This is a genomic window from Stenotrophomonas chelatiphaga, from assembly GCF_032054965.1.
Lineage (GTDB): Bacteria > Pseudomonadota > Gammaproteobacteria > Xanthomonadales > Xanthomonadaceae > Stenotrophomonas > Stenotrophomonas chelatiphaga.
Window position 1 is genome coordinate 159749 of the sequence record NZ_DAMBRS010000007.1, and the last position, 14879, is coordinate 174627.

The window sequence follows — 14879 nt, forward strand, 5'->3', positions numbered from 1 at the left end:
GGTTCATCCCAGGTCGAACCGCAGCGGCGCATGCGCCATTGCCGGATCACTGCTGCCGGGCCGGCCGTCTTCCACGCGCCCGGCCAGTCGCTGGCTAGTGCCTGGCTGCTGCACGTCCAGGTCGTACCAGGCGCCGGTCGCGGCCGCCGGCCAGCGGATGCGTGCGGCTTCGCCAGCGGCCAACGACAGCGTCCGCTCCGGCATCAGGCCCGGGTACGCGTTTCCGCGCACCGCTACCGTGACCGGCGCCGGACCGGGGTTGCGCAGCTGCAGGACCATGCTGTCTGCGACACGCTCGATCTCTGTTTCGACCGGCATCGCCGCCCGGGCGCTGCCGCGGAAGCGCCGATGGAAGCCGTTCGGGCCGAGTACCCACAGGTCATAAAGCTGTTCCGCATCCAGTGGCCAGATGCCCTGCAGGTCCTTGCCCGGTCCAAGGGTGTAGCGACGCGGCAGCGCCTCCAACCGCAGCAGGTCGTAAACGTGCAGCACGGCGGCGGCGCCCTCGCAGGCCAGCGTCAGCCGGACCTCTGCAGCCTCCGCATCGGTCTGGATAGCCACGCCGGGGCGGTAGGGCAGCGCACGCGCGGGACGTATCCCGGGCTCCTGTCGCGCCGGCTGCAGGGCCTGCGGGGGCACCGGCACGGTCCGCGCCGGCAGGGCAGCGGCGCGCGCGGCGGTTGCGGCCGTGGCCGGCAATGCGTGCGCGAACGGGCGGTTGTCGGTCTGGGAGAAGTCGAAGGCGTCGGTCAGGTCGCCACACACCGCGCGCCGCCACGCTGAGATATCCGGCGCAGCCACGCCGAAGCGCCGCTCGATCAGGCGGATCACCGAAGTGTGGTCGTAGACCTGCGAATCCACCCAGCCACCGCGGCTCCACGGAGAAATGACGTACATCGGCACGCGCGGCCCCAACCCATAGGGTCGGCCACGCAGCGCGGCTTCGTCCTGCTTTTCATTGCCCGGCGATGGATGCCGGTGGTACTCGCCTGCGGTATCCACCACCGAAGCACCGGCCCATCCAGCGGCCAGCGCGGGGTCGGCCGAAGGCGGCGCCGGCGGCGGCATGTGGTCGAAGAATCCATCGTTCTCATCGAACATCAGCAGCAGCGCGGTGCGGCTCCACACCGTTGGAGCGGCGGTCAGTGCGTCCAGTACCTGCGCGGTGTAGGCCGCGCCCTGTGCCGGACTGGACGGGCCCGGGTGCTCGCTGCCGGCGGCATCGGCAATCAGGAAGCTGACCTGTGGCAGGCGCCCGTCCAGTACGTCCTGGCGCAGCTGCTCCAGTCCGCGCGTGCTGACCGCGCGTTCGCGCAGTTCGGCGTCATGCCCGGGCGCGTTCCGCCAGGCCTGTCGGAACGCCTCGAACCCCGCCAGCGGGTTGTCGGTGAAGTTGTCGGACATGTCCTGGTAGATGCGCCAGTCCACGCCCGCCTGCTGCAGCCGTTCGACATACGTGGTCCAGGTGTAGGACGCGGCGTGGCCGCCCAGCTCCGGGAAGTTGTCGTGCGAGTTGGCGACCGCGGGGCCGCCGGCCTGCGCCTGCGGATCATTGTGGCCGGTCCACAGGAACAGCCGGTTCGGGTTGGTGCCGGCCTGCATCGCGCAGTGGTAGGCATCGCAGACGGTGAACGCTTCGGCCAGCGCGAACTGGAACGGCAGGTCGGCGCGCTGGTAATAGCCCATCGCATGGTCCTGCTTGGCCGCCGGCCAGTGCGCCATGCGCCCGTGGTCCCACGCCTTCTGCGCATCAGGCCAGGTGTGCGGGGTACCTTCCACGCGCATGTGGCCGAAGTGCGCAGCGGTATCCAGCGCGAACGGGGCGATGCCGTGGGTGCCGGCGGCGTTGGGCTGCAGCCACAGCGTGCGGGTCGGGTGGCCAGGCTGCAGCGGCGGGGCCGGCGGCACGAAACGGTCACCGAAACCGCGAACGCCGGGCAGGGTGCCGAAGTAATGGTCGAACGAGCGGTTTTCCTGCATCAACACGACGATGTGCTGCAGGTCCTGCAGGCTGCGCGTGCGCGCGTCCGGGGCGATCGCCGCCGCGCGCGCGATGCTCGGCATCAGCGCGGCGATGCCGGCCGCCACGCCGCCCTGCAGCAGGCGGCGGCGGCCGCTATCGTGCGGTGTGTGCTGCTGTTCGCTCACAGATCTACCCGTACCGAGAAGCCCACGGTGCGCGGTGCACCGATGAACGCAGTATCGCTGCCATCCACCCCGGACAGGTAGCGGCGGTCGGTGAGGTTGCTGACCACGAAGCTGGCGCCCACGCCCTTCAGCTTCGGCGACAGGTCCTGCAGGTCGAAGCCGATATTGGCGTTGAATACCGTGGCCGACGGCAGCCTGTTGGCGTTGGACGCGTCCAGGTAGCGCTCACCCAGGTAGCGGCCGGACACGCCGAAGTTCCAGCGTTCGCCCTGCCAGTCGGCCGACATCACCAGGATGTGGCGCGGCTGCCCGATCACATCAGCTCCGTCGACGATGCCCAGTTCGGCATCGCGCGCGGCGTTGCCACTGCCCAGGTATTCGGAGCGGTTGTAGGTGTAGGCCCCGTTGATGCGCCACCCGTTGTCCCAGCCGTAGCCCAGCGCGGCTTCCACGCCGGTGCTTTCCACGCCACCGAAGTTTTCGTAGACGCCATCGGTCTCGTCCAGGTAGTCGATGCCATCGGCCAGGCGCGCGGGCAGGTAGACGATGCGGTTGTCGAACTTGATGTTGTACAGGGTGATCGAGCCGGTCAGCGGCCAGCGGCTGACGCGCACGCCCAGTTCGATGTTGTCCGCGGTTTCCGGTTCCACCCGCGCGAAGCGCTGCGCATCGGTTTCGCCGAGCACGCCGGATGGAATGGCGGCGAAGTTCTGCGAGTAACCGGCGAAGGCTTCCAGGCCCTGCACCGGCAGCGTCCAGGTGGCACCGGCGGACAGCAGCGGGTCGGACTTCGAATCCGAACGCACGTTCTCCGCCGCCCCGATCGTGCGCTGGCGTTTCTGGTCGACGAAGAACTGCTTGACGCCTACGCGTGCACTGAACGGGCCGAAGCGGGCCACGTCTTCGACGTAGTACATCTGCTCGTCCACCTTGTAGCGGTCTTCGAACTGCACCCAGTACGGCACGTTGTCGAAGGAGATATCCGTGCCGACGTTGAGCAGGCGGTGCCAATCGCGGCGCACGCGGCGGTCCACGTTTTCCACCCAGACGCCACCGCGCACGGTGTTGTCGATACGGCCGAAATCCTGCTTCCATTCCACGTCCGCGGTGAAGCCGGCGCGGTCGTTGTCGTAGTGCGAGTGGCGATAGGACTGGACGCCCTGCACCCCTGCGGCATAGCAGTTGGGGTCGTACTCGGCAGTGAAGCCGGCACGCGGCGTGCAGCCGGGGATCACCTGCGCGGCGCTGCCATCGGGGTTGACGAAATAGAACTGGCCCAAAGCGGAGCCCCCGTACACGGTGTCGCCGCCGCGATACTCGGATTCCGGATTGCCCGCACCGTCTTCGCGTGCCTGCACCAGGTAGGGCGGCAGCCAGTCGCCACGGCCTTCCATCCTGTGCGCGTAGCCGGCCACGCTGGCCTTGAAACCCGTGCCGCCGTCGAACGCAGCACGCAGGTAGCCGAAGGTGTTCTCGCGCAGCGCACGCGAGCCGGAGCGGAAGTTCTGGTCCAGGTTCGGGATGCCGGTCAGGTTGCCGACCAGGCCATCGCGGTCCGGGTTGGTAGCGAAACTGGCCGGCGAAACGCTGGTGTATTCCGGTTCGTTGGCATCGTTGTAGGAGGCGTAACCGCTCAGCGTCCAGCGATCCAGTTCGGTGACGAACCTGGCGGCTAGGTGGTCGTTGCTGGTGCGACCGCTGCCGTCGATCCAGTCGCGTACCTCGGCCGAGGAAGCGCTGATCCAGGCGCGGGTGTGTCCGGCCAGCAGGCCGGTATCGAAGCGGGCGTAATACTTGCGCGCGTCGTTGTCACCGCCGCCAACGACGAAGCGCACGCGCTGTTCCTGCAGCGGATCGCTGGTGAGGAAGTTCAGCGTGCCGCCCAGCGCTTCGTTGGAGCGCGATGAGATGTCCGCCGTACCCTGGCTGACTTCCACCGTTTCCAGGTCCAGGGTGTCGATGTAGCGGTTGGCCAGCGAGCCGCCGCCGTAGCCGGACCCACCATTGGGCAGGCCGTCGATGGTGGTGCCGATCTGCTGCGTATCGCGGTTGGTGACGAAGCCGCGCATGCTGATCTGCGTGCCCCACACCGATGAACCGGTGGCATCAGCCTCGCTGACCACCACGCCGGGCAACTCGTTGAGCGCGTTGTTGACACTGCTCAGGATGGTCTGCCGGTTGAGGGTTTCCTTGCTGACCGAGGTCTTGGAATAGCTGGTGGCCTGGCCGATCACCTGCACCTGGTCGAGCGTGCGCGCATCGTCGGCGGGGGCCACGTCGTTGGCGTATGCCTGCAGGGCGGGCAACAGCATCACGCTGAGCAGGGAGGCGCGGGGCAAACGGCGAAGTCCGGGAACAGGCATCGGGTCAGTTCATGGGGTGGGGTCCGCCGGAGTATTGGCAGAGGGAATGACGCGGGCATGACATTCCGAGGATGTTTCATTCCCGCAGGTGCTCGGCTGTAGATGAGCACGCCGACGGCTTGCCATAGGGAAGAAATATGCGCCGACGCGATGTCGTTGATTGGACGCAATTCGTGATCGGAATAGCGAAAGACATTCCCACGCGAATCCTATAGTCAGTCCCGCACGCAGACGTTCCCAACCTGCTTGCCTTACTCACTACCTTCTTCAGAGGTCCATCATGGTCCGCGTGAACGTAATTTCTTCTTTGCTCTTCGCCGTCGTGCTTTGCCCCTTTGCCGCAACCGCCAAGCTCCCCCTGCTGGCTCCCTTGGCATCGACTGAGGACTGCAACGCGGAGTGGAGCCGTTCTTCTGCGTCGCGCAGCTGCGACGCAGCTGTTTTCGGACGGCCCGGCCTGACCTGCCGCGTCGAGGCCTCGTGCGCCAGACCGACCGGTGGTCGAGTGGAGAACAAGTACGATCTGGATTACAACCAGGTTCGCAATCTGGTCAATTGCAATGGTCGACTCAAAGTAGGCGGCTGTTGACCGAACGGCCCCAGCCCCGCTGAAGTGCCAAGCGGTCGATACGGGGGTGTGCGGATTGATGACGGCAGCTGGTTACAGGATGCGCAGCGGCTGCGCTGTGCCTTGATCGGCGGAGTACCATGGCGTCCCTGCTGAAGCCTGCCCATGACCACTCCTGCCCACCACGTCCAAGGCCTCGACAACGACGAGGTCCCAGCCGACTGGCCTGCGATCAGCGCCGGCGAGATCGCGTGGCTGCAGCAGCGTTTCGTGCAGCTGCACGGCGACTGCCGGTTGCTGTGGCACAGCCCGCGGCCGTTTTCCGCAGCGGCGTTGGTGGAAGGCCAGCAGGGGCGCTACTTCATCAAGCGCCATCACCACAGCGTGCGCAGCGCTGCGGTGCTGTCCGAAGAGCATCGCTTCATCGCGCACCTGGCCGCCCATGGGGTGCCCGTGGCACGCGTCATCGCCGACCAGGATGGCGCGACGGCGGTGCCGCACGGTGACTGGACCTTCGAGGTACATGCCGAAGGCGCGGGGCAGGACCTGTACCGCGACGTGCCTTCGTGGACGCCGCCGGCCAGCGTGGAACAGGCCTGGCAGGCCGGGCGCATGTTGGCCCTGCTGCACACCGCCTCGGACAGCTTCCACGCACCGCAGCGGGCGACCCACCTGCTGGTCGCGCGCGATGACCTGATCCGCGCCGAGGACCCGATCGCGCTGCTCAGCGCGCAGTTGCCCGGACGTCCCGGGCTGGCCGCTTACCTGGCCGACAAACCGTGGCAGGCCGACCTGCATCGCGCGATCCTGCCCTGGCACGGCGGGCTGGCCGCACGGCTGGCCGCCGAGCCCCGCCTGTGGGGCCACAACGACTGGCATGTGTCCAACCTGCTGTGGCAGACCGGCAGCGGCGCCAGCACGGTCAGCACCGTACTCGATTTCGGGCTGGCCTCGCCCACCAGCGCACTGTACGACCTGGCTACGGCGATCGAACGCAATGCCGTCGCGTGGCTGCAACTGGACCGCGGCGCACAGGCGGTACGCGGTGACATCGCGTTGGCACTGCTGGTCGGCTACCGCGATGCGCGGACGCTGTCGGCCGACCAGGTCCGGCTGCTGGCCGACCTGCTGCCCGTGGTCCACCTGGATTTCGCGCTGTCCGAAGTGGAGTATTTCCACGCCATCACCGGCTCCCGCGCCAACGCCGACGTGGCCTACCGGACCTTCCTGCTCGGCCACGCCGACTGGTTCCGCACCCCCGCCGGGCAAGGCCTGCTGGCCACGCTGCGCGGCGCCGCCTGAGCGGCTGATTCGCTTCTTCGGCCGTTTTGGTGTGAAATGAGGGCCTGAAGCGGGGGTGCCTGGTTTGACCAGGCTGAGAGAGTCCCTTGGAACCTGATCCGGTTTGCACCGGCGTAGGGAGCTTTGAGCAGCAAGCGCATGGGCCCGCAGGGCCACTGCGCGCGCGCCGTCGCTTCGTCTTTCTTCCTGTTGATGACGAATCGAATGAACCGCTGCCTGCGCCCTACGCTGTTGACCGTTGCCCTCTGTGCCGCGCTGCCGCTGCACGCTGCCGAGGCCAGCGCCGAATCCTCCCCGCGTTCCCCGACTGAACTGGCTGCCGTGCGCGTGCAGGCCCAGCAGGCCCCGGCCGCCACCACGCCGTCGAGCAGCTTCGGTGCGGCCAGCTGGAAGGACACCCCGGCCTCGGTGAACGTGCTGGACCGTAGCCTGCTGGACAGCCGCCAGGTGCGCACGCTGAGCGAAGTCGCCGCCAACGATGCCTCGCTGGGCGACAGCTACGCGCCGGTCGGCTATTACCAGAACATCGCCATCCGTGGCTTCGGGCTGGATACCGCCACCGGTTACCGCTTCAATGGCCTGGCCACCACCGGCGAGCAGCGCATCGCGCTGGAGAACATCCAGCAGGTGGAAATCCTGAAGGGCGAGGCCGGGCTGGCGGCCGGGGTGATGGCGCCGGGCGGCATCATCAACTACGTCGGCAAGCGCGCTGCCGAAGTGCGCACCGTCACCCTGGGGACTGATTCGGAAGGCACCCGCTATACCGCTGTGGACGTGGGCCACTGGCTGACGCCGCGCTTCGGCGTGCGCGTCAATGCTGCATGGGAAGACAGCGCGTCCTACATCGACCACGCCGACGGGCGTCGCAACTTCTATTCGCTGGCCGCGGACTGGCTGATCGGCGAACGCGGCAAGCTGGAGGTGGATGCCAACTACCAGACCAGCGCGCAGCGTTCGGCATCGGGCTTCCAGCTGCTGGGCGCGACCGAGCTGCCGCGCGCGGTGGACCGCTCGAAGATGCTGGGCTACCAGCCGTGGCAGCAGCCGGTCGGCATCGCCAGCACCAACCTGACCGCCCTGCACACCTTTGAACTGGGTCCACGCTGGCAGTCGCGGGTGTCGGCCAGCCACAGCCGTTCGGTGATCGATGACAACGTGGCCTTCGCCTACGGCTGCTACTACGCCGCGCAGTGCGCCGATGGCAGCGTGCCGGGCAACTATTTCGCGCCCAATGGCGACTATGACATCTACGATTACCGCAGCCCGGACGACACCCGGGTCAACCAGGAACTGCGCGCCGAACTGCGTGGCAGCGTCGACACCGGCCGCGTCACCCACCAGATGAGCTTCGGCGCAGATACCTTCCGGCGTACGGTGGACAAGCGCCAGAACGTCAACGAGTACGTCGGCACGGCCAACATCCATGATCCGCAGGTGCCGGTGTTCGCGCCCTCGCCGCTGCAGCCCGGCGCCTCCGTGCGTCGCCTGGACAGCCGCCAGGATGGCCTGTTCGTTCTGGACCGCATGCGCTTCGGCGATGACTGGCAGTGGCTGGCCGGCGGGCGCATGGTGCGCCTGGACGAACGCGCCTATGACAAGCGCGGCAACCCGGAACGGCACAGCCGGATCTCTCGCTTCCTGCCGCAGACCGCGCTGATCTGGAACGCGACCGACCAGGTGAACGCCTACGTCAGCTACGTGCGCGGCATTTCGCTGGGCCAGGAGGCCCCGTTCTGGACGTCCAACGACGGCGAGTTCCTGCCACCGGTGCTGTCGCGGCAGCTGGAAGTGGGCATCAAGTATGGCGCCACCGATGCGTTGACCCTGGGTGCGGCGATCTTCCGCACCAGCCAGCCCTTCCAGTACGCCAAGGCCGACGACAGCGATGCCGGCTTCACCTTCGTGCAGGAAGGCCAGCAGACCCACACCGGGCTGGAACTGACCGCCAACGGGCGCATCACCGAGCAGCTGCAGGTCACTGCCAGCGCCAGCGTGCTGCAGGCGCGTGCACGCGATACCGCCACCGCCGCCTACGAAGGCCACCAGCTGGTCAACGTACCGAAAACGCGGGCCACCGTGCACCTGGACTACGCGCTGCCGTTCGCCACCGGCGTGGGCGTCACCGGCGGCTGGCGCTATGCCGCGTCCAACACCGCCACGGTGGATGGCAGCGTGCGCGCCCCCAGCTACAGCGTGGTCGACCTCGGCCTGCGTTACCAGCACACGCTGCGCCAGCAGCCGGTGACGTGGCGGCTGTCGGTGGACAACGTGTTCGACACGTTCTACTGGCGTGATACCGGCAGCAGCGCCGGTGACTACTACCTGTTCGCCGGTGCGCCGCGGCAGGCGCGCCTGTCGGTCACCATCGCGCTATGAACGCCGAACTGCTGGAGTGGTCGGCCGCGGCACTGAGCATCGCCGGCGTGTGGCTGATGACGCGGCGGCGGCTGATCGGCTGGCCGATCGGGCTGGCCTCGGTGGCGCTGTATGCGCTGGTGTTCGCCGAGGCCCGCCTGTATTCGGACACGCTGCTGCAGGTGGTGTTCGGTGGTTTCCTGGTCTACGGCTGGATGAGCTGGCGGCACAGCGCGCAGGCCGATGGCCGGGTCAGCATCGTGCCGCTGCCGGCGCGGCACGTGGTGCGCGATCTCGGCATCGGCGTGGCCTTCGGGCTGGCGCTGGGTGCCGGCATGCATACCCTCACTGACGCGGCGATTCCGTGGCTGGATGCGTTGCTGGCGGCGCTGAGCCTGGTCGCGCAGTGGTGGCAGGCGCGTCGCCATGTGGCGGCGTGGTGGCTGTGGATCTTCGTCGATGTGATCTATATCGGCGTCTACCTGTTCAAGTCACTGCACGTGACCGCCGCGCTGTACGTGGTGTTCATCGGCTTGGCGATGCTCGGCGTGCGCGCGTGGTCGGCCAGCGCCCGCCACCCGGGTTACCGGTAGCGCCGAGCCGTGCGCGGCGGCCGTTGGTTGCCGCGTCACGGTGCCCCCGCCGAGCGTGACTCGGCGCTGTGAGGGCCGCGCACGCGCACGCCATCAGACCCGCGGTGCCACGTGCGCGGCATGGAAGTCATCAGCGGTCACCGGCCGGCCGAACAGATACCCCTGGAACACCCGGCAGCCCATGCTGGCCAGCCACGCGCGCTGCTGTTCGGTTTCCACGCCTTCGGCCACGGTGGACACCCCGAGGATGGCAGCGATCTCGATGATCTTGCGCACCAGTTCGCGATGGCTTGCGTCCTCGCCCATGCCGCGCACGAAGGTCTGGTCGATCTTCAGCTCATCCAGTGGCAGCACCTGCAGCAGCGAAAGCGACGAGAAGCCGGTGCCGAAGTCATCCAGCGACCAGGACACGCCGTCCTCGCGCAGGGCATTCATGGTCGAGGCGATCTGCGCGTGGTCGTGGGCCAGCGCCGATTCGGTGATCTCCAGGCGCAGCCGGGTGGCCGGGGCGCCGGTGCTGCGCACGATCTCCCGCACGTCCTGCACGAATGTCGCCGAGGCCAGCTGCAGCGGGCTCACGTTCACCGAGAGCACCCACGTGTTGACGCCGGGCAGCGCGGACCAGTCGGCCAACTGCACGCACGCACGGCGCAGCACCATCAGGCCGATTTCATGGATCAGCCCGGTCTGTTCGGCCAGCGGGATGAAGTTGGCCGGTGACTGCAGCCCATGCCCGGGCCGGTCCCAGCGCAGCAGCAGCTCGGCCCCCACGACCTGGCCGTTGAGCGCGACCTGCGGCTGCAGGAATGCGCGCAGTTCGCGCTGGGTGATGCCGCGCACCAGCGCCGAGTACTGGTTCATCTGCTCGCCGAGGTCTTCGCGGAAGATCGCCAGCACGCCACCGGTCAGCCCCATCGCGGTCAGCGTGTTCAAGCCGTGGCGGATCTTCCGCACGCCGTCCGGCAGCCGCTCCAGGCGCGCACCGAGGCTGACCGGATCGATCGCCAGCCACACCAGTGCGACCATGCACAGCGTCGGCAGGATCCAGCGCAGGTAGACGCCTTCACTGCGGAACAGGAAGAAGGTCGCCGCACCGATCGGCAGCAGGAACAGGTGGGTGGAACGTGCTGCCGCCGCGGTGGGTGTTTCGGCCAGGCTGACGAAGATGGTCATCAGCAGCAGGACGTGCGCGATGAGCACGATCGACAGCCTGGCACGCCGGTTGGCGATGACGAAGCAGGCCACGCCCACCAGGGTCAGCGCACACAGCACCCAGGCCAGCATCGTCATGCCATGGGTGCCGTAGTAGGTGGCCCAGGCCACGCCGTGCAGCGTGCAGACCACCCCGCCGAGGTGCAGCAGGCGCTTCACGCGCGGCCATTGCGCGTGATCGGGGAACTTGCGGGTCACCCACTCCCGACGACTACGCGCACTTCCTGTCTCGAGCATGCAGGTCCACTATTTTTTTCGCCATGGTACTGATGCGGCGCAGCAAGTGTTAATCAACCTTCACGTATCACCTCGATGAATGCACGAAGGCTTGGCGGCATGTGCCGGTTGGCGGGGAAATACAGCTGCGATCCGGCGCCGGGCGGACTCCAGTCTTCCAGCACGATCAGCAGTGTTCCTTCGTCCAGCGCACGGCGTGCGTTGCTTTCCGGCACGTAGGCAATACCCAGGCCCGCCACCGCCGCTTCCACCATCAGCGCACTGTTGTCGAGGGTGAGCGCGCCCGGTGCGTCGATCGCCACTTCCTGCCCCCGCTGGCTGAACTCCCAGCGATAGCGCTTGCCACTGGGCAGGCGCTGGCGGATGCACTGGTGATGGATGAGATCGTCCGGCACCTGAAGCGCAGGATGCTGTTGCAGATAGGTGGGTGCCGCTACTGCAAGGAAGCGCAGAGAAGGTTCCAGCGCCACCGCGACCATGTCCCTCGGCACCGCCTCGGCCAGCCGGATGCCGGCATCGAAGCCCCGCGCCACGATGTCCACCAGCATGCCTTCGGCCACCAGGTCCAGTTGCACGTCCGGATGGCGCTGCAGGAAGGTCGGCACCACGGTGCGCAACAGCAGGCTGATCGCACCGGCATTGCCATTGATGCGCAGGGTGCCGGTGACGCGCCCATTTGCGCCGCTGGCGTCTTCCAGCGCTTCGTTCAACTGCCCGAGCAAGGGCCCGATGCACTGCAGCAGCTGCTCGCCGCCCTCGGTGAGCGAGACGCTGCGCGTGGTCCGGTGCAGCAGGCGCGTGGCGAGACTGGTTTCCAGCCCGCGCACGGTGTGGCTGAGGGCAGACGGCGTCAGGCCCAGCAGGTCCGCCGCGCGACGAAAGCTGCGGTGTTCGGCCACGGCCATGAAGGCACGCAGGTCAGCCAGGGTGGGCGTCTTGATTGCTGAAACCATTTCACTGACTCGTGCGATTTGCTGAGGATTATCATCCTAGCGCGTGCGACCCATCATCAGAGCTCATCACTCACGAGGGCACGCACATGGCAAGCAACTGGTTGATCACGGGAACCTCCACCGGCCTCGGCCGGCTGATGGTGGAGCGCCTGCTGGCGCGCGGCGACCGGGTGGCGGCGACGCTGCGTCGCCCGGGCGCATTGGATGACCTCAAGGCGCGGCATGGCGAGGCCCTGCAGGTGCTGACGCTGGACCTGACCGATGCCGGGCAGATCACGGCCGTGGTGGACGAAGCGTTCGCGCGGCTGGGTCGGATCGACGTGGCGGTCAGCAATGCAGGTTACGGTCTGTTCGGTGCCGGCGAAGAAGTCAGCGATGAACAGATCGAGCGCCAACTGGCGACCAACCTGGCCGGCTGCATCCACTTCATCCGCGCGTTGCTGCCGCGCCTGCGCGCCCAGGGCGGCGGGCGCATCGTGCAGGTGTCGTCCGAAGGTGGACAGATCGCCTATCCGAACTTCAGCGTGTACCACGCCAGCAAGTGGGGCATTGAAGGGTTCGTGCAGTCGGTGAGCCAGGAAGTGGCGCCGTTCAACATCGACTTCATCATCGCCGAGCCCGGCCCCACCGGTACGAATTTCGCGGCCGGCCTGGACCATGCGCCGACGATGGACTGCTATGAAGACACGCCCGCCGGCGAGGTGCGCCGCGCGGTTGCATCGGGCGCGTTCGTGATCCGCGGCGATGCCGGAAAAACCGTGGACGCGATGATCGCCGCGGCCGATTCAGGCAGCCCGCCGCTGCGATTGGCGCTGGGCAGCACCGCCTATGCGTCGATCAAGGCCGGGCTGGAGGCGCGGCTGCAGGAACTGGAAGCGCACAAGGCGGTGACGTTGTCGGTTGATGGGGAGTGAGCGCCTCTGCAGCAGATCCGGAGTTCCCTGAACAGGAACTCAGTTCATGTACCAGTCAGTTCAATATTCAGGGTTCATTGCTCTGGCAAACGGATAATTCACATATCGAAAGCGGTTGCACTTCGCTCTCGATCAAACCAAAACAAGAAAGGTGTGAGTTTCCCGATGAACAAGATTTCCCTGCTGGCCCTGGGTCTCGTGGTTGCCATGCCCTTCGCGGCGTCCGCTGCCGATGGCCTGTCGTACAACTACGTGGAAGGCGGTTACGTGAACACCGACGCCCGCGGCGGCGATGCCGACGGTTGGGGCCTGAAGGGTTCGGTCGCGGTGCATCCGAATTTCCACATCTTTGGTGATTACAGCGCGCAGGAAACCGAGCGCAGCAACGCTGACGTCGATCAGTGGCGCCTGGGTGTCGGCTACAACTACGGCATCGCGCCGACCACCGATCTGGTGGCTCGCGTCGCGTACCAGAAGTTCGATCCGAAGCGCGGCCTGGACTTCAATGGCTACTCGACCGAAGTCGGCGTGCGCACTGCGTTCACCCCGATGATCGAAGGCTATGCGCTGGCCGGGTACGAAGATTTCAGCAAGAAGCACGGTATCGATCCGGACGGCGAGTTCTATGGCCGCGTCGGCGCCACCGCCAAGTTCAACCAGAACTGGGGCCTGAGTGGCGAAGTGAAGCTGGCCAAGGCCGGCGACCGCGAGTGGTTCGTCGGTCCGCGCTTCACCTGGTAAGAACGCCTGTCGTTAGTGCGTAATACGTAGTTGAAAGAATGGTGTGGTGGTAAGTGCGAAACGGCGTGTGACCTCTCTCCCACACGCCTACCGAGCCCGGCCTTTGGTCGGGCTTTTTTTTTGGTTTTTTCCGCGGTGCTCAGCGAGGAGTGGCAGGTGCCTTGTTCAGGCGATCGATGATTTCGGACGCATGGAATGATCTGCCCCACGTCCGTTGGTCCTTCGCTTTCAGAATGCCTATCGTCATCAGCTCATTGATGCCCTTGCTCGCCGCTACCAGCGAGACGTCAAGCAGTGCTGCAACGGTGTTGGCGGTGACCACCGGTTGCTCGATCAGCAACTCGGGAAGCCGCCGCACCACCGAGTGGCTGCGATAACCCGACGTGGCCTCTGACCACGCGCGCCCGATCGCGCGCAGATCGTCGGCCAAAGATACGCACTCGCCCGCCACCTCCAGCACGGCACGGTAGGTCATGTCGATCCAGGGGCCCCATTTCCCCTGCAACTGGACCTGCTTGAGCGCGGAGTAATAGCCGCTGCGGTTACGCATCAGCATCCCGGACAGGTACAGCGGGGGCAGACCTTCAGCGGCAAGAATGAGCGGCATCAGGATGCGTCCGGTCCGCCCGTTTCCATCGTTGAAGGGATGGATGGTTTCGAACTGCGCATGCGCGATCGCCATCTGGGCGAGCACGGTCAGCTCGCCCTGCTCATCTTCACGGCGGGCGTAACGCAGCATGTTCTGTTCAAGATCGCGCATGCACGCATCAATATCGGCGGGCGGCGCGGGGACAAAGCTTGCGTCCTCGATCCGGCCAGTGCCGATCCATGCCTGGATGTCCCGGTAAGTGCCCTGTGGCACGTTCTCGTGCTCCATCAGCATCGCATGGATCTGCTTGACGAGCGTGCAATCCAGCGCCGTGCGTCCCCCGCTTCGCACGGCGTCCAGCCCGTACTGCAACGCTTCCACGTAGTGTTGGGTGGTGCGCACGTCTGGCGGAAGGCCATCGGCGCTCCACGTGGCTTCATAGGTCAGCAGTTCGTCGAGGTCGGTTTTTGTACCCTCGATCTGTGAACTCTGGACGGCCTCGCGCCTGACCAGTGTACGGGTCAGGATATCGGGGTTGTTCCATCCCTCCATCGCGCCGATGAGGCGGCCGAGCGCCTGGCTGGCGGCATGCGCAAGTGCAGGCGAACCGGATCCTGCAGGCAACGCCCTCGGCGTAGGCGGCGCCACCATGGCGCGCACGTTGGGTTTCCCCTCCACCGGCACGAGATGCTGGCGCAGGTGCGGAGCTACGTCACTCTGTCGCATGCCCGATCACCTCGAAAGTTTAAAAGACAGGCTAACTTTTTAACTTTATCCACGAAAAGTTAAAAAGTCACGCGCACTCTTCAACTTTCAGTGGACAGCCGCCCGGCATGGCCCGGCGCTAGCGGTATCGACATCCCACAAAGAAAAACCCCGGCGTTGGCCGGGGTTCGTCAGTTCA

General features: G+C 66.5%; 11 protein-coding genes and 1 riboswitch. Of the genes, 6 read left to right on the forward strand and 5 right to left on the reverse strand.

Going from position 1 to position 14879, the window contains the following annotated elements; all coding sequences use genetic code 11:
• Positions 1 to 3: 3 nt before the first annotated feature.
• Both RTX79_RS11145 and RTX79_RS11150 read right to left on the reverse strand, forming a co-directional pair.
• Positions 4 to 2148 carry a phosphocholine-specific phospholipase C gene (locus RTX79_RS11145; RefSeq protein ID WP_312683752.1) on the reverse strand — a complete coding sequence of 715 codons (2145 nt, stop codon included), beginning with the start codon at positions 2146 to 2148 and terminating at the stop codon, positions 4 to 6.
• A complete protein-coding gene (locus tag RTX79_RS11150; protein ID WP_312683753.1) occupies positions 2145 to 4511 on the reverse strand; it encodes a TonB-dependent receptor in 2367 nt (788 codons plus the stop codon). Before RTX79_RS11150 ends, RTX79_RS11145 begins: the two co-directional genes overlap by 4 nt.
• Positions 4512 to 4791: 280 nt before the next feature.
• Here RTX79_RS11150 and RTX79_RS11155 point away from each other — a divergent pair, with 280 nt between their 5' ends.
• The 4 genes from RTX79_RS11155 (at position 4792) to pnuC (ending at position 9329) form a co-directional block, all read left to right on the forward strand.
• The gene (locus RTX79_RS11155) at positions 4792 to 5100 is read left to right on the forward strand and encodes a hypothetical protein (protein WP_312683755.1); all 309 of its coding nucleotides are present in this window, start codon (positions 4792 to 4794) and stop codon (positions 5098 to 5100) included.
• A 144-nt stretch (positions 5101 to 5244) separates the two neighbouring features.
• Positions 5245 to 6381, forward strand: a complete 1137-nt coding sequence (locus RTX79_RS11160; RefSeq protein WP_312683756.1) for a phosphotransferase enzyme family protein — start codon at positions 5245 to 5247, stop codon at positions 6379 to 6381.
• Positions 6382 to 6422: 41 nt separating this feature from the next.
• Positions 6423 to 6518, forward strand: a riboswitch (TPP riboswitch).
• 67 nt (positions 6519 to 6585) lie between these two features.
• Complete coding sequence (locus tag RTX79_RS11165; protein ID WP_312683757.1) at positions 6586 to 8757, forward strand: TonB-dependent siderophore receptor; 2172 nt, start codon at positions 6586 to 6588, stop codon at positions 8755 to 8757.
• Positions 8754 to 9329, forward strand: a complete 576-nt coding sequence (gene pnuC / locus RTX79_RS11170; RefSeq protein ID WP_185000417.1) for a nicotinamide riboside transporter PnuC — start codon at positions 8754 to 8756, stop codon at positions 9327 to 9329. Before RTX79_RS11165 ends, pnuC begins: the two co-directional genes overlap by 4 nt.
• A gap of 93 nt (positions 9330 to 9422) precedes the next feature.
• On the opposite strand, the gene RTX79_RS11175 is transcribed toward pnuC, so the two are convergent.
• Both RTX79_RS11175 and RTX79_RS11180 read right to left on the reverse strand, forming a co-directional pair.
• Positions 9423 to 10778: a putative bifunctional diguanylate cyclase/phosphodiesterase gene (locus tag RTX79_RS11175; RefSeq protein WP_312683758.1), complete on the reverse strand. Its 1356-nt coding sequence runs from the start codon at positions 10776 to 10778 to the stop codon at positions 9423 to 9425.
• A gap of 53 nt (positions 10779 to 10831) precedes the next feature.
• Positions 10832 to 11719, reverse strand: a complete 888-nt coding sequence (locus RTX79_RS11180; protein ID WP_312683790.1) for a LysR family transcriptional regulator — start codon at positions 11717 to 11719, stop codon at positions 10832 to 10834.
• 98 nt (positions 11720 to 11817) lie between these two features.
• Here RTX79_RS11180 and RTX79_RS11185 point away from each other — a divergent pair, with 98 nt between their 5' ends.
• Entirely contained in the window at positions 11818 to 12645 is an 828-nt protein-coding gene (locus RTX79_RS11185; RefSeq protein ID WP_312683759.1) for an SDR family oxidoreductase, read from the forward strand.
• Positions 12646 to 12810: 165 nt separating this feature from the next.
• Positions 12811 to 13386, forward strand: a complete 576-nt coding sequence (locus tag RTX79_RS11190) for an Ax21 family protein (protein ID WP_312683760.1) — start codon at positions 12811 to 12813, stop codon at positions 13384 to 13386.
• A 139-nt stretch (positions 13387 to 13525) separates the two neighbouring features.
• On the opposite strand, the gene RTX79_RS11195 is transcribed toward RTX79_RS11190, so the two are convergent.
• Positions 13526 to 14701, reverse strand: coding sequence for a Fic family protein (locus tag RTX79_RS11195; protein ID WP_312683761.1), 1176 nt, complete (start codon positions 14699 to 14701; stop codon positions 13526 to 13528).
• Between the last annotated feature and the right edge of the window lie 178 nt (positions 14702 to 14879).